The 20,602-nt window shown below is 68.7% G+C and carries 16 protein-coding genes; 8 read left to right on the top strand and 8 right to left on the bottom strand.

The window, feature by feature from the left end; genetic code table 11:
* The first annotated feature begins 6 nt into the window (after window positions 1–6).
* Complete coding sequence (locus AB0F51_RS38845) at window positions 7–324, top strand: hypothetical protein (RefSeq protein WP_360288736.1); 318 nt, start codon at window positions 7–9, stop codon at window positions 322–324.
* Window positions 325–411: 87 nt separating this feature from the next.
* On the opposite strand, the gene AB0F51_RS38840 is transcribed toward AB0F51_RS38845, so the two are convergent.
* Window positions 412–1,905, bottom strand: a complete 1,494-nt coding sequence (locus AB0F51_RS38840) for a leucyl aminopeptidase (protein ID WP_360288734.1) — start codon at window positions 1,903–1,905, stop codon at window positions 412–414.
* Between the two features lie 156 nt (window positions 1,906–2,061).
* Between AB0F51_RS38840 and gcvT the strand changes: the two genes are divergently transcribed.
* The 7 genes from gcvT (at window position 2,062) to AB0F51_RS38805 (ending at window position 12,795) form a co-directional block, all read left to right on the top strand.
* Window positions 2,062–3,168, top strand: a complete 1,107-nt coding sequence (gcvT, locus tag AB0F51_RS38835; protein WP_360288732.1) for a glycine cleavage system aminomethyltransferase GcvT — start codon at window positions 2,062–2,064, stop codon at window positions 3,166–3,168.
* 264 nt (window positions 3,169–3,432) lie between these two features.
* Window positions 3,433–6,237: a BTAD domain-containing putative transcriptional regulator gene (locus AB0F51_RS38830; protein ID WP_360288730.1), complete on the top strand. Its 2,805-nt coding sequence runs from the start codon at window positions 3,433–3,435 to the stop codon at window positions 6,235–6,237.
* Window positions 6,238–6,647: 410 nt separating this feature from the next.
* Window positions 6,648–7,655 (top strand): ABC transporter permease, encoded by a 1,008-nt coding sequence (locus tag AB0F51_RS38825; RefSeq protein WP_360288728.1) that lies wholly within the window; start codon window positions 6,648–6,650, stop codon window positions 7,653–7,655.
* Between the two features lie 40 nt (window positions 7,656–7,695).
* Complete coding sequence (locus AB0F51_RS38820) at window positions 7,696–9,456, top strand: ABC transporter substrate-binding protein (RefSeq protein ID WP_360288726.1); 1,761 nt, start codon at window positions 7,696–7,698, stop codon at window positions 9,454–9,456.
* Between the two features lie 92 nt (window positions 9,457–9,548).
* Window positions 9,549–10,541: an ABC transporter permease gene (locus AB0F51_RS38815; protein ID WP_360288724.1), complete on the top strand. Its 993-nt coding sequence runs from the start codon at window positions 9,549–9,551 to the stop codon at window positions 10,539–10,541.
* A 152-nt stretch (window positions 10,542–10,693) separates the two neighbouring features.
* Window positions 10,694–11,731, top strand: coding sequence for an ABC transporter ATP-binding protein (locus tag AB0F51_RS38810; RefSeq protein WP_360288745.1), 1,038 nt, complete (start codon window positions 10,694–10,696; stop codon window positions 11,729–11,731).
* Between the two features lie 8 nt (window positions 11,732–11,739).
* The gene (locus AB0F51_RS38805; protein WP_360288722.1) at window positions 11,740–12,795 is read left to right on the top strand and encodes a dipeptide ABC transporter ATP-binding protein; all 1,056 of its coding nucleotides are present in this window, start codon (window positions 11,740–11,742) and stop codon (window positions 12,793–12,795) included.
* 66 nt (window positions 12,796–12,861) lie between these two features.
* On the opposite strand, the gene AB0F51_RS38800 is transcribed toward AB0F51_RS38805, so the two are convergent.
* The 7 genes from AB0F51_RS38800 to AB0F51_RS38770 form a co-directional block, all read right to left on the bottom strand.
* On the bottom strand, window positions 12,862–14,076 hold the full coding sequence (locus AB0F51_RS38800) for a low temperature requirement protein A (RefSeq protein ID WP_360288720.1): 1,215 nt from the start codon (window positions 14,074–14,076) through the stop codon (window positions 12,862–12,864).
* 141 nt (window positions 14,077–14,217) lie between these two features.
* Complete coding sequence (locus AB0F51_RS38795; RefSeq protein WP_360288718.1) at window positions 14,218–15,513, bottom strand: sugar ABC transporter permease; 1,296 nt, start codon at window positions 15,511–15,513, stop codon at window positions 14,218–14,220.
* On the bottom strand, window positions 15,510–16,322 hold the full coding sequence (locus tag AB0F51_RS38790; RefSeq protein ID WP_360288716.1) for an ATP-binding cassette domain-containing protein: 813 nt from the start codon (window positions 16,320–16,322) through the stop codon (window positions 15,510–15,512). Before AB0F51_RS38790 ends, AB0F51_RS38795 begins: the two co-directional genes overlap by 4 nt.
* 123 nt (window positions 16,323–16,445) lie before the next feature.
* Window positions 16,446–17,522 carry a sugar ABC transporter substrate-binding protein gene (locus AB0F51_RS38785; protein WP_360288714.1) on the bottom strand — a complete coding sequence of 359 codons (1,077 nt, stop codon included), beginning with the start codon at window positions 17,520–17,522 and terminating at the stop codon, window positions 16,446–16,448.
* Window positions 17,523–17,624: 102 nt separating this feature from the next.
* Window positions 17,625–18,815 (bottom strand): ROK family transcriptional regulator, encoded by a 1,191-nt coding sequence (locus tag AB0F51_RS38780; protein WP_360288712.1) that lies wholly within the window; start codon window positions 18,813–18,815, stop codon window positions 17,625–17,627.
* 139 nt (window positions 18,816–18,954) lie between these two features.
* The gene (locus AB0F51_RS38775) at window positions 18,955–19,884 is read right to left on the bottom strand and encodes an adenosylcobinamide-GDP ribazoletransferase (RefSeq protein WP_360288710.1); all 930 of its coding nucleotides are present in this window, start codon (window positions 19,882–19,884) and stop codon (window positions 18,955–18,957) included.
* A 10-nt stretch (window positions 19,885–19,894) separates the two neighbouring features.
* Window positions 19,895–20,602 (bottom strand): bifunctional adenosylcobinamide kinase/adenosylcobinamide-phosphate guanylyltransferase, encoded by a 708-nt coding sequence (locus tag AB0F51_RS38770; RefSeq protein WP_360288708.1) that lies wholly within the window; start codon window positions 20,600–20,602, stop codon window positions 19,895–19,897.

The raw sequence follows: 20,602 nt of genomic DNA, 5'->3' as shown, positions 1-20,602 counted from the left end.
GCTCCCATGAAGTGGTTCGGTCGCCGGCAGAAGCCCGGCACGATGCGCAAGTCGGACACGCCCGACCAGGCGCACCTGCGAGAGTTCGCCCAGACCCGGCAGGGTGTCGAAGGCTTCGTCGAGCCACGCACGGCGGTGACCGACTACACACTGCTGCTGGTCGCCATCGACGGTGAGTGGACCCGTCGCCGGGTGCCGTCGGTCCAGTGGGCCCACACCTTCGCCAACAAGCTGGGCATCCCGTCGTACGACGCCGCCGTGGTGGGCTACCCGCCCCGGATGCGCGAGTACAACGCCCGCAAGAAAAGGGAAGGCCTGCTCTGACCCGAGCGGCCCGAGCGGCCCGAGCACTCACCTTCCTCGCCTGACCCAGGGTTCTGGGCCCGGCGAGGACTGCGTGAGGGCGGTCAGCTAGCTCGCTGCGGCGGCCAGCTCGATGAGGGTGCGGACCGAGTAGCCGGTGCCGCCGCTGGTGGTGTACCCGTTCGGGCCGCCTTCGTTGAAGGCGGGCCCGGCCACGTCCAGGTGGACCCAGTCGATGCCGTCGGCAACAAAATCGCCGAGGAACGCGGCCGCCGCCAGGGCGCCGCCCCAGGCCTCGCCGGTGATGTTGGCCAGGTCCGCGATCTTCGAGTGGGAGCGCAGTTTTTCCAGCATCTCGGCCGGGATCGGCAGCGGCCACATCGCCTCGCCGGCGGCCACCGCGGCGTCCACCACCCGGTCGCGGGCGGTGTCGGTGTTGGCGAACGCGCCGGCCACCTTGGTGCCCAGGGCAACAACACAGGCGCCGGTCAGGGTGGCCACGTCGACGATCAGGTCGGGCTGGTCCTCACAGGCCCGGACCAGCGCGTCACCCAGCACCAGCCGGCCCTCGGCGTCGGTGTTCAGCACCTCGACCGTCTTGCCGCCGTACATGGTCAGCACGTCGGACGGCCGGGCCGCCGAACCGGACGGCATGTTCTCGGCCATCGCGGCGTACGTCGTCACCTGCACCGGCAGGCCGAGTCGCGCGATCGCCACGGTGGCGGCGATCACGGCGGCGGCGCCGGCCATGTCGGACTTCATGCTGATCATCCCGTTGGCCGTCTTCAGCGACAGGCCGCCCGAGTCGAAGGTGATGCCCTTGCCGACGAAGGACAGGTGCGTCACCGGCTTCTTCGGCGTGTAGGACAGCCGGACCAGCCGCGGCGGTTTCTCCGAGCCCTGGCCGACGCCGAGGATGCCGCCGTACCCGCCCTTGGCGAGCGCCTTCTCGTCCATCACCTCGACCTTGACGCCGTGCTCCTTGCCCAGCTTCTGGGCGTGCGCGGCGAACTCGGCGGGGTGCAGGTCGGACGGGGGAGTGTTCACCCAGTCGCGCACCTGGTGGACGGCGTCGGCGGTCACCTCGGCCCGCTCCAGCGCGGCCTTGGCGTCCCGGCCGCGAGCCAGGTCGGTCAGCACGATCACGTTGCCCGGTACTTCGCTGTTCGCCTCGGACTTGTAGGCGTTGAAGGTGTAGCGGCCGATCAGCGCGCCCTCGGCGACCGCGCGAAGGCACTCGGCGTCCGGGGTCGGCAGCGCGAACGCGATCGACTGGCCGGTCTTGGCGGCGCGGACGCCGACTCCGGCGGCGACCCGCAGGTCCTCGGTCTTCAGCGCGCCGTCCGGAGCACTGCCCAGGCCGACCGCGATCAGCATCGCGGACTTGCCCGGCTTCGGCCCGGGGACCTTGGTGACCTCACCGGCCTTACCCGTGGCGCCGAGCCCGGCCAGCACCTCCACCAGCTTCCCGCCGTAGGCGACGTTCAGCGACTCGGTGCCGGCGGGCAGAGCCACTCCGCCGTCGAGCTTGACCACGCCGATCACCAGGACGTCGGTCTTGACGCCGGCCGGATCGGACTTGCTCAGGGTGATGGTGCTCACGAAATCCTCAGTCCTCCTTGACCGGGTGGCAGGTGCCGGTCGTGACGGTACGTGAATGCTGCCTCCGCATGCTACGCGTCGCATCCACCAGCGGCGACGCGCAGCCAGTGATGTCGGCCGCATCGCGGGGGCGCCGGGTCCGGTAAGTTCCGCTGCATGACCGAGTCTCCCGTTCTGAAGAAGTCCCCTCTGCACGAGCGGCACGTCGCCCTCGGCGCCAAGTTCGCCGAGTTCGGCGGCTGGGAGATGCCGCTGGAGTACAGCGGGGTCGTCGCCGAGCACACCGCGGTCCGGACCTCCGTCGGCGTCTTCGACGTGAGTCACCTGGGCAAGGCGACCGTCAAGGGTCCGGGCGCCGCGGCGTACGTGAACTCCTGTCTCACCAACGACCTGGGCAAGATCGCGCCGGGCCAGGCGCAGTACACGCTGTGCTGTGCCGAGGACGGTGGCGTGGTCGACGACCTGATCGCCTACCTGCACGCCGACGACGACGTGTTCCTGATCCCGAATGCGGCGAACACCGCCGAGGTCGTGCGCCGGCTGGCCGAGCAGGCCCCGGGCGGTGTCGTAGTGACGAACACGCACGACGACTACGCGATCCTGGCTGTCCAGGGCACCAACAGCGACGCCGTGGTCGCCGCGATCGGACTGCCGATCGGCCACGACTACATGTCCTTCGATGTCGCCGACTTCGAAGGTACTCCGGTAGTCGTCTGCCGCACTGGCTACACCGGCGAGCGCGGCTACGAGCTCGTAGTACCGAACGAAGCCGCTGTAGCCGTCTTCGACGCGCTGCTGAAGGCAGGGGAGCAGTACGGTCTGGTCCCGGCCGGCCTAGGCGCCCGTGACACGTTGCGGACCGAGATGGGCTACCCGCTGCACGGTCAGGACATCTCGCCGCAGATCACGCCGGTCCAGGCCCGTTCGGGCTGGGCAGTGGGCTGGAAAAAGGAGCACTTCTGGGGCGACCAGGCGCTGCGCGCGGAGAAGGAGGCCGGCCCGGCCCGGATCCTGCGCGGGCTGCGGGCGGTCGGCCGCGGCATCCCGCGGCCTCACATGACCGTGGTCGACCCGGCCGGTACGGCGCTGGGCGAGGTCACGTCCGGGACGTTCTCCCCGACCCTGAAGAAGGGCATCGCCCTGGCGCTGCTCGACGCCGCCGTCAAGGAAGGCGACCAGGTCGCCGTGGACATCCGCGGCCGGCAGGAGGCCTTCGAAGTGGTGAAGCCCCCGTTCGTCACCGTCCACGTCCGCGAGAGCTGACCCCGGCAACCACGCCGACGGAGCCCCCGGGTCACGGACAACCGGACCCGGGGTTCGTCGCGTACGCGCGGAGCAGCAGTACCGCGGCAATGCGCCTGTACTCCGTGTGCGCTCAGGCACCAACCCCGCCCTGGGCCCGGCACGGGTGACAACAGCGTGGACATCACTCCCAGTAGGGCCACCGCAGTACCGCTCCACCAGCGCATAGGCGCAGCATGTGGGAAAGCTGTTACCCAGTGCCTACCACCGAGCTACCCTGCGCAAGTGGAGTTCCGCTTACTGGGTCCTGTAGAGGTCGTTGCCGCCGGCAAGACGCTGCCACTAGGGCGGCGGCAGGAGCGCCTGTTGCTGGCTCTCCTGGTGTTGTCCGCCAACCGGGTCGTCCCGACCGAGCGGCTGATCAGCCTGCTGTGGCAGGAGAAGACGCCGGACAACCCAGTGCGCACTCTCCAGGTCTATGTCTCCCGCCTGCGCAAGGCCCTTCCCGCCGGCTCGAACCTGGAGGCCCGCAACCAGGGCTACCAGCTGAGCGTGGACCCCTCGACCATCGACGTCCGCCAGTTCGAGGACGCCGTACGACGGGCCGACGCGACTGCGGATCCCGATGCCCGGGCCGAGTTGCTGCGGGAAGCCCTCGCGCTGTGGCGAGGTCCTGCTCTCGTGGACGTCGCCTCGGAGGAGCTGCGCCGGAGGTTGTGCAGCGACCTGGAAGAGGGCCGGCTGAACGCCCTGGAATCGCGGATCGAGGCAGAGCTCGCGTCCGGGCTCGACCATCAGCTGGTCCCGGAGCTGGCCGGGCTGGTCGCCGAGCACCCGGCCCGGGAACGACTGGTGGCGGCTCAGGCGATCGCCCTGTACCGCGCAGGTCGCGCGGCGGACGCGTTGGCGGCGTTGCGCGCAGCCAAGCGAGATCTTGCCGATGAACAGGGCTTGGATCCGGGGCCACGGCTGGACGAGATCGAGACGGCGATCCTGCGCAACGATCCCGAGCTGCTGAAGCCGCAGTCGCCACTCGACGACGTACCGAGGCAGCTGCCGTCGTCGGTCAGCGGGTTCGTCGGCCGGATCGAGGTCGTCGAGGAGCTGACCAGGCTGCTGACCGAGCGGCGCGACGGCCCGGCCGCCCCGGTGGTGGTCGTCTCGGCGATCGCCGGGATGGGCGGGGTCGGGAAGACGGCGCTCGCGGTCGAGGTCGCGAATCGGGTCGCGACCGGTTATCCGGACGGTCAGCTCTTCCTCGACCTCAACGGCTACGGCGAAGAGGAGCCGATGTCGGCCCAGGAGGCGCTCGGCATCCTGCTCCGGAGTCTCGGACTGCCGCCCGAGGCGGTGCCGAACGACGTCGCCGAGGCGACCCTGAAGTACCGCACCATGCTCGCGGGACGCCGGGTTCTCATCGTGCTGGACAACGTCGCGCGGACCGAGGTGGTCGAGCCGTTGCTGCCTGGTCCCGGTGGTTCGGCGGTGATCGTGACGAGCCGGGCTCAGCTGCCCCAGCTCAACACGTCGCGCACGCTCCAGCTCGAGGCGCTCGACGACCGCGAGGCGATGGAGTTGCTCGAGCACTTGGTCGGTGCCGAGCGAATCCGGGCCGAGCCGGAGGCAGCCCGGGCGATCCTGGATGTCTGCGGCAACCTGCCCCTCGCAGTACGGGTGGCAGGTGCGCGGTTGGTGGCCAGGCCGAATTGGCCGGTCAGCCATCTGGCCGAACGAATCGCGGATCAGCAGCGGCGCCTGGACCACCTGGACGCGGAGGGAAAAGGACTCCGGGCAGTACTGGCGAGCTCCGTGGAACAGCTCCGCGGGTCCGATGATCCGGGTGACCGCAGTGCTGCCGACGTTTTTGTTGCCCTGGGCATCCCCGACAGTCCGCAGACCCGCGCACTCGAAGCGGCCCAGCTGGCCGGGCTCGATCCGGATACGGCAGAGGAGCGGCTGGAACGCCTGGTCGACGCACAGCTCGTCGCAACCGCGCGGCCGGGCACCTATCGACTCCATGACCTGGTCTGGTCCTATGCCCGTGAGGAGGCGGAGTCCACCCTGGACGTGTCCGCCCGGGAGGCCGCGTTCCAGCGTCTGCTGACGCTCTACTCCTGCATAGCTTGGCGATCGGTCAGGTCGCGCAGCGCGGATGCCACCAGGCTGACGTGGGCGGCAGACCGGGTGAAGGACCTGGAGGAACAGGGCGTTCCCGACGGTGAGGCCAACTTCGACTGGCTGGATGGTGCGCCGCTGAACTCCGCAGTACTCCAGGGCTCCCGGGGAACCGGCGACACCCGGCGGTTAGCGCTCGAGCTGGCCGTCGGGCTGGGGACCTACGACAGGTCCCGGATGGCGTGGCTCGATGCGGCAGCAAGGGGGACTGCCGCGGTCGAGATTGCCGAGACTGTCGACGACCAAGTGGCAGCGGGCCACCTGCTCGGAGATCTCGGCATCGCCTACGGGGGAGCCGGCAACTTCAACTCCTCGGTCGCCGTCTTCCGGCAGGCCGTCAGCCGGTTGAGATCCGTCGGCGAGACCCGGGCGGCGCTCGCGGCATCCAACAACTTCGCCCGGATTCTCTACGACGGCGGCAGCTACGACGAAGCCGTCGGGGTCGCTCTGGAGACCCTGACCCTGGCCGGCCAGATCGGTGACCTCTCCTTGCAAGGAGGCGCCCACCTGTCGCTCGGCTCGCTCTACAAGGAGCTCGGCGATCCTGACGCGGAGAGACTGCACCTCGAGGGAGCACTCTCCGCGGCCACGGCCGGGGCGAACGACTGGCGCAGAGCCTACGTTCTGGGCATGCTCGGCGAGCTCGACTACCGCACCGGACAGCTCAGCGCCTCGATCCGGCGTTATCGCGAGAGCATCGCGATCTACGGGAAGCTGAGCCAGGAGGTCGACATGGCGGAGACGGTCGGCGAGCTCGGTGAGGTGCTCCTCGCCCACGGGGACATCGACGAGGCCGCCAGTTGCCTTCAGATCGGGCTCGACGCCGCAGTACGAGCCGGTGACCAGGCCAGAGAAACCGTGCTGGTCGCTCTCCTGGCGGAAGCACGTGAAGCACTCACCGCGAGAAACCCTTGAGTGGTCGCTGCTCGCCCCGGACGTCCCGGGCGCCGATGACTGCGGAGAGTGATCGGCGCCATAAACACCGCAGGGTGTCCTGGTAGTTGCACGTTCAGTGACAATTTGGCACAAAATGGCCACTGACGGCGCTGTGCCGACGCTATTTGCGCTGATTTGTACGCGGAGAGTAACCATTGGGTGCAAATGTTCCGGCCGGTATGGCGTTCCGGTAACGATTTGTGCACTGCTGCCAGAACCCGCTGGTTTGCCGTCACGGCGTCAGGCAGGCTAGCGCGCGGCTGTGGGGGATCGACCCTTGTCAAGGGATTTGCACCAAGGTGCAAAGGGTCGGCCCCAGGCCCGATCCACCGACCGCCGGCCGGTTCTGACTTCCCAGAATTCTGGCTGACCAAGCTGACGGAGCGCGAATGAGTATTGGGTCACCCGACTCGACCGTAGGCGTCGAGGACCACCCGGCGTCGGCCGAGCCGGTCCGCCCGGCGGCGGTCGGGCACGGAAAGTCCCCGACCCGGATCGCGATGGACCGGCTCCGCAAGGACAAGGTCGCGATCACCTGCGCCGTCATCGTGCTCGGCTTCGTCCTGATCGCGATCTTCGCGCCGTTGCTGGCCAAGCTCGAGGGCGGCGACATCGGCACCTTCAACACAGGCCTGGTCGACGAGTACGGTTACCCGACGTTCGTCGCGAACGCCGAGCACTGGTTCGGCGTCGAGCCGAAGACCGGCCGGGACAACTTCGCCCGCTGGGTGTACGGCGCACGCCCGTCGCTGCAAGTCGCCTTCGTCGCGACCGTGATCGGCACCATCACCGGTGTCGTGATGGGCCTGCTGGCCGGCTTCCTCGGCGGCTGGGTCGACCGGATCATCTCCTGGGTCATCGACTTCGTGCTGAGCCTGCCGTACCTGCTGTTCGCGATCGCGATGGTGCCGATCGTCGAGTCGCTGCGCGGCGGTTCGTTCAACCTCAGTCCGCAGGAACAGGCCTCGACCCGGTTCCTGGTGCTGATCTTCGTGCTCTCGTTCTTCGGCTGGGCCGGGCTGGCCCGGATCATCCGGGGCGAGGTGCTGTCCCTGCGCGAGCGCGAGTTCGTGCTCGCCGCCAAGGCGATCGGCGTACCGACCCACCAGGTGCTGTTCAAGGAACTGCTGCCGAACCTGGTCGCCCCGATCGTGATCTCGGCGTCGCTGTCCCTGCCGGCCTACGTGACCGCCGAAGCCGGTCTCTCGTACCTGGGTGTCGGGCTGATCGAGCCGATCCCGTCCTGGGGACAGACGATCGCCGACGCCACGAACTGGTTCAAGGCCGACCCCCTGTACCTGTGGCTTCCCGTACTGGGCATCACCGTCCTGGTGCTGGCCCTCGCCCTGCTGGGTGACGCGGTGCGCGACGCCTTCGACCCCAAGACTCGTCGGTAGCCCGGCGTTGCCCCAGCGGCAGAAAAGGAGAAACACGACAATGCAGTGGAAACGGATCACCGCGGTCGCGGCGACGGTCATGCTGGCCGTCGCGGCCTGTGGCAGCCCGTCGTCGAGCAACAAGTCCGGCGGCAGTGGCGAAGAGAACCTGGGCGGCGCTCAGGTGAAGGCCACCGACGCCACCGCCAAGGGCCCGGCCCCGGAGATCGAGGGCGCCAAGAAGGGCGGGACGGTCACGATCCTGTCCGACGTCACGCCGGACACCTTCGACCCGGCGAACATCTACTACACCGACGGTAACCAGATCGCGAAGCTGTACATGCGCGCGCTGACGCAGTACAAGCTGGACGAGAAGACCCAGAAGCCGACCCTCGTGCCGGACCTCGCCGAGGACCTGGGCACCAAGTCGGCCGACGGCCTGACCTGGACCTTCAAGCTGAAGCAGGGCATCAAGTACGACGACGGCACGCCGGTCAAGGCCGCCGACTACGCCTACGCCATCAAGCGGGCCTTCGCCCACGACCTGTACGACCAGGGTCCGGCGTACCACATCCAGTTCTTCAAGGACGGCGACAAGTACAAGGGCCCGTACGCGGACAAGAACGCGCCGTACTCCGGGGTCGAGACGCCGGACGAGCAGACGCTGATCATCCACCTGCGGACGAAGTTCGACGATCTGCCGTTCTACGCCGCCTTCCCGCTGTTCACGCCGATCCCGCAGGCCGCGGACACGAAGAAGGAGTACGAGCTCAAGCCGAAGTCGACCGGCCCGTACAAGCTCGCGTCGCTGACGCCCGGCTCGGAGCTGAAGCTGGTCAAGAACGACCAGTGGGACCCGAAGACCGACCCGGTGCGGTACCAGTACGTCGACGGCTTCAACTTCAAGTTCGCCCAGGACACCATCAAGGTGCAGCGGCAGGTGCTGGCCAGCGCCGGCCCCGACGCCAACGCGCTGAACTACAGCAACCTGGACGCCAGCCTGCTGAACGAGGTCAAGGACCCGAGCCAGATCGTCAAGGGCCCGCAGCCGTGTGTCATCACCTACTCGATGGACACCCGCAAGATCCCCTTGGAGGTCCGCAAGCTGATCGCCAAGGCCTACCCGATCGACGACTGGCGCAAGGTCGCCGGTCTGACCCCGGACACCGCGATCCCGGCCTCCACCTACCTGCCGCCGGCCGTCCCGGGCTACGAGAAGTACGAGCTCCCGGGCCTGACCGGCAAGGGTAAGGGCGCCCAGGACCCGGCCATCGCCGAAGAGGTCAAGAACAAGCTGAAGGAACTCGGCAAGTCGAACTTCGAGCTCAGCTGGTACTACTCCAACGACGACCCGATCACCACCAAGGTCAACCAGCTGCGCACCCAGACGTTCGAGAAGGCCGGCTTCAAGGTCAAGGCGATCGGTGTGCCGAAGGCCAAGATCCGGACCTTGATCGGCAACCAGAACGCTCCGGTCAACATCGGCAAGGCCCCGGCCAACTGGTGCTCCGACTGGCCGTCCGGTACCAGCTGGTTCCCGGTGCTGTACAAGTCCGACGCGATCGAGCTCGGCAACAGCCAGGGTCAGCTGCAGGACCCGAAGCTGGACGCCGAGATCGACCGGGTCGCCGCGCTCAGCCCGGAGGAGCAGCTGAAGGAGTGGACCAAGATCGACAAGATGATCATGCAGGACTACCTGCCGTCGGTCCCGCTGTACTACTCGGCCAACGCCTTCCCGGTCGGGAAGAACCTCGGCCACGTGGTCAACGACCCGACCCAGGGCATGCCCGAGTTCACCTCGATCTACCTGAAGCAGCCCTGATCGACCCTGCCGTAGGCAGTCGTCTGATCTGAACGGAGGGGTGGTGGCCGGACCGCGTCCGGTCACCACCCCGATCGGTGAGGAGAAACCCCGTGCTCTACTTCGTGGCGCGCCGGCTGGTCAGCGCGCTCAGTGTCGTGCTGGTCACGCTGATCGCGACCTTCGCGCTGTTCTTCATCGCCCCGACCGACCCGGCCGCGGCGATCTGCGGTGAGCGCAACTGCACCCAGCAGCGCTACAACGACATCAAGGAGAACCTGCACCTGGATCGGCCCAAGGTGCAGCAGTTCGCCGAGTACACGGCAGGCATCTTCGCCGGGCGGACCTTCGAGACGTCCGGCCTCAAGCAGGAGTGCAATGCGCCCTGCCTGGGCTTCTCCTTCAAGAACAACCGGCCGGTCACCGACATGCTGGGCAGCCGGCTCCCGGTGACGGTGTCACTGGTGGCGGGCTACGCCGTCCTGGTGCTGACGATCGGCGTCTTCGTGGGCTCGATGGCCGCGAAGCGACGCGGGACGACCGGTGACCGGGTGCTGATGAGCAGCACGCTGGTGCTCAGCTCGATCCCGTACTACATCGTCGCGCTGATGATCTCGCTCTACCTGACGATCCTCTACCCGATCCTGCCGCGGGGCGGGTACACGCCGCTGTCGGAGAGTCCCGGCAAGTGGTTCCTCGGCCTGCTGACGCCGTGGCTGGTGATCGGCATCTACAACTGCACCCAGTACGCCCGGTACGCGCGCGGCTCGATGGTGGAGACGCTCAGCGAGGACTACATCCGCACCGCCCGCGCGAAGGGCCTGTCGGATCGCGTCGTCACCTACAAGCACGCGCTGCGCTCCGGCCTGATCCCGGTGATCACGATCTTCGGCCTGGACGTGGCCGGCAGCCTCGGCGGCGCGATCTTCACCGAGCGCATCTTCGACCTGCCCGGACTGGGCAACCTGGTGCTGGAGAGCCTGACCACCTACGACCTGCCGGTCATCATGGGCGTCGTACTGGTCTCCTCGGTCATCCTGGTCACGATGAACTTCCTCGTCGACGTGGCCTACAGCGTGATCGACCCGCGGGTGAGGCTCTCGTGAGCACAACCGGGAACGACGGACGGAAGGACCTCCAGGACACCATGGCCGGTACCGCACGCAGCGACGGCCCGACCGACGGCCCGGCGGCCGGCCAGGTCGTGCCCGAGCAGCGCATCCCCTCGATCGCGACCCGCGAGCGCCGGACCACGGCGATGTCGCCGAGCGGCGAGACGCCGTACCTGGTGGTCGAGGGCCTGACCGTGCAGTTCCCGACCGCCGACGGACTGGTCAGCGCGGTGAACGGGCTCAGCTACTCGGTTCCGCTCGGCCGGACGCTGGCGATCGTCGGTGAGTCCGGGTCCGGCAAGTCGGTGTCGAGTATGGCCGTGATGGGCCTGCACGATCCCAAGCGGACCAGGATCACCGGCTCGATCCGGCTCGGCGGCGACGAACTGGTCGGGCTGTCCGAGGCCGAACTGATGAAGGTCCGTGGCGACGCGGTGGCGATGGTCTTCCAGGACCCGCAGTCGTCGCTGCACCCGCTCTACACGATCGGCGCTCAGATCTCCGAGGCCTACCGGGTGCACCACCAGGTGTCCAAGGAGGTCGCGAAGAAGCGCGCGCTGGAGATGCTCGACCTGGTCGGCATCCCGAACCCGATCCGGCGGTTCAAGCAGTACCCGCACGAGTTCTCCGGCGGTATGCGGCAGCGCGCGATGATCGCGATGGGGCTGGTCAACGACCCGAAGCTGGTGATCGCCGACGAGCCGACCACCGCGCTCGACGTCACCGTGCAGGCGCAGATCCTGGACCTGCTGAACAACCTGCAGAAGGAGTTCGGCTCGGCGATCGTGCTGATCACGCACGACCTGGGCGTGGTGGCCGAGATGGCCGACGACGTCCTGGTCATGTACGCCGGCCGCTGCGTCGAGTACGGCACCGCCGAGGACGTGCTGGCCCGGCCGCGGATGCCGTACACCTGGGGTCTGCTGGAGTCGATCCCGACGGTGTCGGCCGCGAACGAGCGGCTGCGCCCGATCAAGGGACTGCCGCCGAGCCTGCTGGCCCTGCCGGACGGCTGTTCGTTCAACCCGCGCTGTCCCTACAAGGACCGGGTCAAGGGCGAACGCTGCACCACCGACCTGCCCGAGCTGCTTCCGGTCGACGGTGCCGGAGCGCACACGTCGCGTTGCCACCTGCACGACAAGGCCTCGATCTACGAGGCCGAGGTCGAGCCGAGACTGGGCTGAGGAGAGAAATGAGCGACACCATGCGTCCCGTTGACGCCAGTACTACGGCCAGCCCGCTGCTGCAGGTCCGCGACCTCAAGATGCACTTCCCGATCAAGGAGGCCGCCGGGCTCGGCCGGACCCGCAAGGTGGTCCAGGCCGTCGACGGCGTCAGCTTCGACCTCAAGCCGGGCGGGAGCCTCGGCCTGGTCGGTGAGTCGGGCTGCGGCAAGTCGACGACGGGCCGGATGATCACCCGGCTGCTGACGCCGACGGCGGGCCAGATCCTGTTCAAGGGCACCGACATCGCGCAGATGAAGGAGAAGGACCTTCGCCCGTTCCGACGTCAGCTGCAGATCGTGTTCCAGGACCCGTACAGCTCGCTGAACCCGCGGCAGACGGTCAGCAACATCATCACCACGCCGTTGCGGGTGCACAACCTGGTCCCGAGGGGCAAGGAGCTGGCCCGCGTCCAGGAACTGCTGGAGCGGGTCGGGCTGAACCCCGAGCACCACAACCGCTACCCGAACGAGTTCTCCGGCGGTCAGCGGCAGCGGATCGGGATCGCCCGGGCCCTGGCCGTCGAGCCCGAGGTGATCATCGCCGACGAGCCGGTGTCGGCGCTGGACGTGTCCATCCAGGCCCAGGTGATGAACCTGCTGGAGGACCTGCGCCGCGACCTGGGCATCGCGTTCGTCTTCATCGCGCACGACCTCGGCGTGGTCCGGCACTTCTGTGACGAGGTCGCGGTGATGTACCTGGGCAAGATCGTCGAGCAGGGCCCGCGGGAGCAGATCTACACCGCTCCGCAGCACCCGTACACCCAGGCACTGCTGTCGGCCGCCCCGGACCTGGGCACCATCCGTGGTGTCCCGCCGAAGGAGCGGATCCGGCTGGTCGGCGATGTGCCGTCGCCGATCGACCCGCCGAGCGGCTGCCGGTTCCGGACCCGCTGCTGGAAGGCCGAGGACATCTGCGCCACCCAGGAGCCGCTGCTCACGCCGAAGGCCAAGTCCGGCCCCGGCCACGCGGCAGCCTGCCACTTCGCCGAACCGAAGGTGGACCTGACGGCCGCCACGGCCTGAGCACAATCGCTGCGCTGGCCCCGCCGACCTTCCCGGTCGGCGGGGCCCTCGCTTTGTCGGTGCGGGTCAGGCGTGGTCGCCGTGCCGGATCTCGTCGCGTTCCTGGGCGAAGCGGACGGTTTCGAAGGCGACCAGACCGATCAGCAGAGCGGCCAGTACTGCGAGCTGGCCGAGCGCCGGCACTTTGGCCAACAGCGGGAGCGCGAGAACGCAGAGCGCGGCGGTGATCAGGCGGCTGATGCCGACGCGGTGGGTGGTGCGCCACTTGAAGCCCACGTGGCCGAGGAGGTAGAGAACGACGCCGAAGAACAAGGCGAACAGGCCGATGCCCTTCAGCGGGTCGTCCAGGTGGTGGTGCTCGGTGTCACCGACGTACTCGAGGACCTTCTTCAGGCCGAGTGCGAGCAGCACGATGCCGGCCACCATCGGGAAGTGCAGGAACGTGTAGGCGTCGCGGGCGAGCTTAGGCCGGGTCTCCGCCGGTTCGGCGCCCAGCGCCCGCTCGCCGTAGTACGCGGTCGCGTCGAAGTAGATCCACCACAGCCCCGCGGCGACGGTCAGGCCGAGCAGCGAGGCGACCAGGATCGGCCAGGAGATCGGCAGGTCGGTGACGCCGACGCCGATCGCCACGATCGACTCACCCAGCGCGATGATGATGATCAGGCCGTGCCGCTCGGCGAAGTGAACGGCCGAGCGCAGCCGCCAGCCGCGGGCATCGATCAGGTAGGTGCCGCCGTAGTCCGCGGCCAGGGCGGCGGCCCAGAGCAGTGTCTGGGTGGTGCCGTGGAACTGCGACGCGACCAGCAGCAGCGCAGTACCGGCCAGCATCGACGGGGCGAACCGGGTCAGCGTCCGGCGCAGTTGCTTGTCGCCGTCCGCGATCAGCCAGAACAACCACAGGTGCAGCGCCCGGAAGGCGAAGTACGCCAGCGCGATCACCACCGGGCCGGGCAGGCCGCCGTCGAGGTCGTGGAACGCCTCCGGGATGGCCAGCGCGATCACGAACATCGCGCCCATCGCGGCCAGCACGACACCGCGGACCGCGCCCTCGTCGGCCTTGACCAGGTTGCACAGCCAGGAGAAGCCGATCCAGCTCCACCAGAGCAGGCCGATCAGCAGCACACCGCGGAGCATGCCGGTCCAGGTCAGGTCGTGCGCCATCAGCGCGGTGATCTGGGTCAGCGCGAAGACGAAGACCAGGTCGAAGAACAGCTCCAGCGTGGTGACCGCTTGGTGCTCGGAGGTGACCGATGCGTTGATCGGGTTCTTGCGTGGCGTCATGCCGCACATTCTGCGGTACCGGGGAACGAGAACGGATCGCCACTCCGGGCGGGGAGTGGCGATCCGTCGTTGGTACGGCGGGCTGCTACCGAGGCAGGGGTCAGGTAGCAACCCACCGGTCTGAGTGCCCTGGACCGGGAGCTATGCGCGGCCGTGGGCCTGACGGCTGCGGCGGCTGAGGGAGTCGATCGTGACAGCGATCAGCAGGACACCGGCGGTCACCATGTAGCGGACGCTGGAGTCGAGGCTGAGCAGGGCCAGGCCGTTGGAGATCGACATGATCACCAACGCGCCGAGCAGTGCGGAGTACGCCGAACCACGGCCGCCGAAGAGGCTGGTGCCCCCGATGACGGCGGCGGCGATCGCGTTCAGGTTCGTGTCGGCGCCACCGCTGTTCTGGTTCACCGCGATCAGCCGGGCGGCGGCCAGGATGCCGCCGACGGCGGCGAACGTGGAGCAGGCCGCGAAGACCGACAGGTAGATCATCCGGACGTTGATACCGGCGCGGCGGGCGGCCTCGACGTTGCCGCCGACCGCGACCACCGAGCGGCCCCAGCGGGTCCGGCGGATCATGAAGTCGGTGACCACGACCAGGCCGACGAAGAGCAGGAACATCGACGAGACGCCACGGTCACCGTTCAGCACGGCAACCGGGATGAGCAGGACGAGAGCGAGCGCCGCGGCCTTGATCGCGACGACCGTGGTGGGCACCGCGGACAGACCGGCCGCCGCGCGGGCGCCCCGGTTGCGCAGCCGGCTGAAGGCGTACGCCGCGACGATCACCACGACCAGCCCGTAGGCCACCGCGGGGGACAGGAAGCTCTGGGTGGCGAACTTGACGATCGGCGAGTCGAACGGGATGTTCAGCGTGCCTTCCTTGCCCAGCACCAGCAGTTGCAGACCGAGGAAGCCGAGCAGACCGGCCAGGGTGATGACGAAGCTGGGCACCCCGAAGCGGGTGTAGAGCGCTCCGTAGAACAAGCCGATCACCAGGCCGAGCAGGGCGCCGACGAGCAGCGACAGCAGCAGCGGCCAGCCCTCGTTGACGAACGTCACGCCGAGGACCGCGGCGGCCAGGCCGCTGACCGAGCCGACCGAGAGGTCGATCTCGCCGAGCAGCAGGACCAGAACGATGCCCAGGGCAATCACTCCGACCGAGGTGGTCTGCAGGGTCAGGTTGACCAGGTTGCGGCTGGACAGGAAGGAGCTGTTGGCGATCTGGAAGACCGCCCAGATGATGATCAGGCCGACCACCACCGGGACCGAGCCCAGGTCGCCGGACCGCAGCCGGGAGGTGAAGGCCGAGATCGCGCCGCTGACGCCGTGGCTGGCGATCAGCCGCTCGTCCTGCAGGTCGGCGGGCAGCGCGGCCGGATCCTGCGCCTCCGGCACGGTGTCCTGCACGGCAGCCGTCGAACCGTCGACCGGGGTGGTCATGATGCGGAACCTTCCTGCTGGGTCCGGCGCGCCGCGCGCTCGGAGACTGCGTTGTCCGTGGCACCGGTGATCGCGGCGATGATGTCCTGGGTCTTGGTCTCGCTGACCGTGAAGATCCCGTTGTTGCGGCCGAGCCGCAGAACCGCGACCCGGTCCGCGACCGCCATCACGTCGGCCATGTTGTGGCTGATCAGGATCACCGCGAGGCCACGCTCGCGGAGCCGCTCGACCAGGTTGAGTACTTCGGCCGTCTGCGCCACGCCCAGCGCGGCGGTCGGCTCGTCCAGCATCACGACCTTCGGCTGACCGAGCAGGCTGCGGGCGATCGCGACCGTCTGGCGCTGACCGCCGGACAGGCTGGCGACCGGGATCCGGACGCTGGGGATCTTGGCGGACAGCTGCCGGAGCAGCTCCCAGGCGGAGCGTTCCATCTCGACCTCGTCCATCACCCCGCCCTTGCGCAGCTCGCGGCCGAGGTACAGGTTCGCGACCACGTCGAGGTTGTCGCACAGGGCCAGGTCCTGGAAGACCGTGGCGATGCCGAGCTGCTGGGCCTCGGCCGGGCTGTTCACCCGTACGTCCCGTCCGTCGAACACCATCTGGCCGTCGTCGGCGGTGTAGACGCCGGCGATGGTCTTGACCAGCGTCGACTTGCCGGCGCCGTTGTCGCCGACCAGGGCGAGCACCTCACCGGCGCGCACGTCCAGCTCGATGTTCTTCAGTGCCTGGACGGCGCCGAAGCGCTTGGACACGCCCCGCAGCCCGAGCACCGTGCCGGCGGTCGTGACGGGGGTGGGTGTGACAGTCATCGATCAGCCTCCTGAGGGCTTGCTATCCGGCGTCGGTCCCGGGTGGGCACCAGGTGCCCACCCGGACCTCGGCTCTGCTGGCTGACCGGCCCGGGGGCGGGCCGGCTTCCGTGAGGCCGGGAGTTACTTGAGGCCGGCGGCGGTACAGGCGGCCGCGAACGACGCGGTGCAGATGTCCGAGACCTTGTAGATACCGTCCTTGACCACAGTGTCGTTGATGTTGGCCTTGGTGACCGCGACCGGGTCGAGAATCGTCGACGGAACGCCGGACTTCTCGGTGGTCGACTCGGGCTTGCCACCGTTGACCAGCGCGACGGCGGCCTTGGCGGCGGCCTCGGCCTGCGGCTTGACGGCCTTGTAGATCGTCATCGCCTGGTCACCGGCGATGATCCGCTGGATCGCGGCGAGCTCGGAGTCCTGACCGGTGACCGGCGGGAGCGGCTTCACGCCACCACCCTTGAGGGCGGCGATGGCGCCACCGGCGGTGCCGTCGTTGGCGGCGTACACGCCGACCAGGCCGGACTTGATCGCGCTCAGCTGGCCTTCCATCCAGGCCTGGGCCTTGTCCGGGCTCCAGTCCGGGGTGTCGAACTCGGCCGCGACCTTGAAGCCGGAGCTGTCGAGCACGCTGTGCGCGCCCTTCTTGAAGTCGGCGGCGTTCGGGTCGGTCGGCGAGCCGTTGATCATCGCCAGGTTGCCCGACGTCTTGCCGGCCGCCTTCAGGGTGTCGACCAGGGTCTGCGCCTGGAGCTTGCCGACGGCCTCGTTCTCGAAGGAGACGTAGTAGTTCGCATTCTCGATGAACCGGTCGTAGGCGATGACCGGGACGTTCTGGGCCTTGGCGGCGGCCACCACGGCGGCGGCGGCCTTGCCGTCGACCGGGTCGAGCACGAGCACCTTGGCGCCCTGGGTCAGCGCGGCCTCGGCCTGCTGCTGCTGCTTCGAGGCGTCCTGGTCGGCGTTGCTGTAGATCAGCTCGCAGTTCGCACACGCGGTCTTGAGAGCCTCGGTGAACAGCGGCCGGTCGAGCGACTCGTAGCGGGTCGTCTTCGACTCGGGAAGCAGCAGGGCGACCTTGCCGCCGGCGTTGCCTCCGGCCGTGTCGGACGGCTTGTCGTCCGACCCACAGGCCACCAGGGAGAGGGCAAGCGCCGAGACGGCGACGCCGAGACCGACAAGACGGGTTGGTGAGACGGACATAGAGCGACTCCTTGACGTGAGGGCCCGAGTAGGCCTGAGCAGAGTCAAAGGCAGAACCGGCTTGACGTCAAGGCTTGAATTCAAGAAATAGACATATCGTTGTTACACGGTTGTCTCCAGCGACCTGGCGGCCGTCGCGTGGCTGAGTACCGAGGCGAGCTGGATCGCACCGAGCACATCGGCGTCGTCACCGAGCTCGGCGGGCCGCAGCTCGACCGTCGCGGCGGCGCTCGGAATCGCGCACCGGTCGAGGGCTTCGCGCAGCGGATGCATGATCAGGTCACCGGCCTCGGCCATCTTGCCGCCGACCACGATCACCTCGGGGTTGAACAGGTTCACCAGTCCGGCGACCGCGACCCCGACCCGCCGGCCCGCGTCCTCGATCACCCGGCGGCAGCCGAGATCACCGGCCACGGCCCGGGTGACGATGTCCCTGAGCCGGAGCGCGCCATGGGAGGCCTGCAACGAGCTGAGCAGCGCGCGGGACCCGACGAAGGTGTCCAGGCAGCCACGGTTGCCGCACCGGCAGATGGGCCCGTTCTCGTCGATGGTCAGGTGGCCGATCTCGCCCGCAGTACCGGCGGAGCCGCGGAAGATCTCGCCGCCGAGCACGATGCCGGCGCCCACGCCGTAGGAGAACTTGATGTAGCACCCGTGCTGGACGCCGCGCAGCGCGCCTTCGCGGAGTTCGCCGAGCGCGGCCAGGTTGGCGGTGTTGTCGAGCGCGACCGGAGCGCGCAGATGGCCGGCCATCGCCTCTGCGACGTTGACGCCGCGCCAGCCGGGCAGGACGGCGTCCGACCCCGCCTCGCCGCTGACCGAGTCGACCGGCGCAGGCAGGCCGAAACCGATCGCGCCGATGTCCTCGACGCTCGCGCCGACCGTCTCGCACAGGTCGGCGAGCAACCGGGCCGCGCGTTCCATCCCGTCGTCGGCGACGTGGTCGGCCTGCAGTGGCATCAGTTGCTGAGCCAGGATCTCGCGGCTCTCGGAGGCGATGGCGACGCGGACGTCCCGTTCGCCGAAGGCGACTCCGGCCAGCAGGCCACCGCCTGAAGCCAACGACACCAGTACTGCGCGGCGCCCGTTGCGGATGCTGCGCGAGAGTCCAACCATCCCGGCCTGGTCGAGCTCCTTGACCATGTTCGAGACGGTGGCGGCGGACAAGCCGGAGGCGGCGGCGATCTCGACCTGCGTGAGCGGACCGTGTTGCCGGACAACCCCCAGAACGCGCTCGCGGTTGGCTTCGCGGAGCGAAGCCTGCGAGCCAGGCGCTGGACGGGTTGCGTTCATTACATAAAGATAACGGATCGCGGGGCTTTCGCTCCCGAACCGGCGGTATCGATTCTGCAGACGCCCGTCATGTGTCCTCACTGTCACGCGTAGTGCTGCCCGTCCCCATGCCCGGAAGGACACTAATGCACCGGCATCGTCAGGTGGTGAAGGCCAGCGTGAGGAGTGTCAGCGGCAGGGCGAGTTCGACGGTCGCGCCCAGGGTGTCGCCGGTGATGCCGCCGAGGGACCTCCGGGTACGACGGGTGACGGCAATGGCGAGCAGGACGGCGACCAGGACTGCGGCAGTCGTGCCGAGCACGGCGAGCCCCAGCGTGGAAGTGCTGGAGGAGCTGCTGACCGAAGCGACGTCCACGCCGATGAAGTGGTCGCTGGAGACCTCTGTCGGCCGGATCACGGGATAGCCGTTGCCGTTGCTGTACCAGGGAAGGTCGCCCCTGACTGCCGTCGAGGGGTGCAGGGCCGCCCAGGAGGTGAGCCAGCCCAGTACTGCGGCGAGGCCGGCACCCGCGAGCGTGACCAAGGCGGCGGCGTACGGGCGGACTGTGCCGGCGACCATGGCGCCGAGGCCGTCGGGGCGGGCGGACGGGACCGACGTACGGCAGGACCAGGGGAGGGTGAGGCGGCTGGCGACGCCGGCGATCAGCAGCGCCTGCCAGCCGAACTCGTTCTGGATGCAGGCCTGCAGGGCGGCGACGTCGATCAGCAGGACCGCGACGATGGAGACCACGCCGAACGGACCGATGTCGCTCTGCTTCATGATCCGCAGCTTCGTCTCGCGGTCCCGTCGGCTGCCGAAGCCATCAGCGGTGTCGGCCAGCCCATCGAGGTGCAGGGCTCCGGACAGGGCCATCAGGACCACGATGCCCAGCACTGCCGAAAGCCACGGAGCCTCGGGCTTCAGCTGGTTGGTGACGTTGACCACCAGCGCGGCGATCCCGCCGAGCACCAGCCCGACCAGTGGCGCCCACGTCATCGCGCGGCCGGCGACCTTTCGATCGACCGTCCCGGGCACGCCCGCGGGCAGGATCGAGAGCGTGCCGAACGCGAGCTTCAGCCCATCCGTCATCGAAGTCCCCTCAGAGTGCAACGGTTCGCCCGGCGACGCACCACAGCACCGCCTCCGACCGTCTGGCGAGGGTAGCGTTCACGCGACCCATCAGATCGCGGAACAGCCGGGTGCCCGCATCGGCGGGCACCACGCCGCTTCCGACCTCGTTGCTCACGGCAACTACCATTCGAGGGGTCTGGGACCAGGCCTCGGCCAGTTGCCCGATCCGCTTCTCCACCTCGGCGGCGCGGCTGTGGTCCTCCCATACTTCGCAGGCGTCCATCGTGCGCGAGAGCCACAGTGTGAAGCAGTCGATCAGCAGGGGCGGGCCGGCCGTCTCGAGCAGCGGGACGAGGTCGATCGTCTCGGCGAGTCCCCAGCTCGCGGGGCGGCGGCCGCGATGCAGGGCGATCCGTTCGGCCCATTCGGGGTCGGCTGTCCCGTCGCCGCCCGTTGCCACGTACACGGTGTCGGGGTGGTCGGCCATCAGGCGCTCTGCCTCCGTGGACTTGCCCGAGCGGGCACCACCGAGAACGAGGGTCCGTTGCGCCTGGGGAGCTGCTGGGGCTGTCCACGACACCTGCTCGCCGGCGGGCGTCAGTACGTCGTACCGGAGGCCGCGAGCGGTCCTGGTGGTCGTCACCTCGTATCCGGCGGCGCCGACCGTGCCGTCGGCTCCGAGCCGCAGTACGCCGTCCACCACAGCGCCGTCGGGACCGGTGATCAGTTCAGCCAT

The organism is Kribbella sp. NPDC023855 (assembly GCF_040639475.1).
Classification (GTDB): domain Bacteria; phylum Actinomycetota; class Actinomycetes; order Propionibacteriales; family Kribbellaceae; genus Kribbella.
This window is presented reverse-complemented; position numbering and strand designations above follow the sequence as displayed.

Bases quoted from the DNA above. Each gene is read 5' to 3' on its own strand.
- AB0F51_RS38845 (WP_360288736.1), top strand. From the start codon at position 7: ATGAAGTGGTTCGGTCGCCGGCAGAAGCCCGGCACGATGCGCAAGTCG.
- gcvT (WP_360288732.1), top strand. From the start codon at position 2,062: ATGACCGAGTCTCCCGTTCTGAAGAAGTCCCCTCTGCACGAGCGGCAC.
- AB0F51_RS38825 (WP_360288728.1), top strand. From the start codon at position 6,648: ATGAGTATTGGGTCACCCGACTCGACCGTAGGCGTCGAGGACCACCCG.
- AB0F51_RS38820 (WP_360288726.1), top strand. From the start codon at position 7,696: ATGCAGTGGAAACGGATCACCGCGGTCGCGGCGACGGTCATGCTGGCC.
- AB0F51_RS38810 (WP_360288745.1), top strand. From the start codon at position 10,694: ATGTCGCCGAGCGGCGAGACGCCGTACCTGGTGGTCGAGGGCCTGACC.
- AB0F51_RS38805 (WP_360288722.1), top strand. From the start codon at position 11,740: ATGAGCGACACCATGCGTCCCGTTGACGCCAGTACTACGGCCAGCCCG.
- AB0F51_RS38800 (WP_360288720.1), bottom strand. From the start codon at position 14,076: ATGACGCCACGCAAGAACCCGATCAACGCATCGGTCACCTCCGAGCAC.
- AB0F51_RS38795 (WP_360288718.1), bottom strand. From the start codon at position 15,513: ATGACCACCCCGGTCGACGGTTCGACGGCTGCCGTGCAGGACACCGTG.
- AB0F51_RS38790 (WP_360288716.1), bottom strand. From the start codon at position 16,322: ATGACTGTCACACCCACCCCCGTCACGACCGCCGGCACGGTGCTCGGG.
- AB0F51_RS38785 (WP_360288714.1), bottom strand. From the start codon at position 17,522: ATGTCCGTCTCACCAACCCGTCTTGTCGGTCTCGGCGTCGCCGTCTCG.
- AB0F51_RS38780 (WP_360288712.1), bottom strand. From the start codon at position 18,815: ATGAACGCAACCCGTCCAGCGCCTGGCTCGCAGGCTTCGCTCCGCGAA.
- AB0F51_RS38775 (WP_360288710.1), bottom strand. From the start codon at position 19,884: ATGACGGATGGGCTGAAGCTCGCGTTCGGCACGCTCTCGATCCTGCCC.
- AB0F51_RS38770 (WP_360288708.1), bottom strand. From the start codon at position 20,602: ATGGCTGAACTGATCACCGGTCCCGACGGCGCTGTGGTGGACGGCGTA.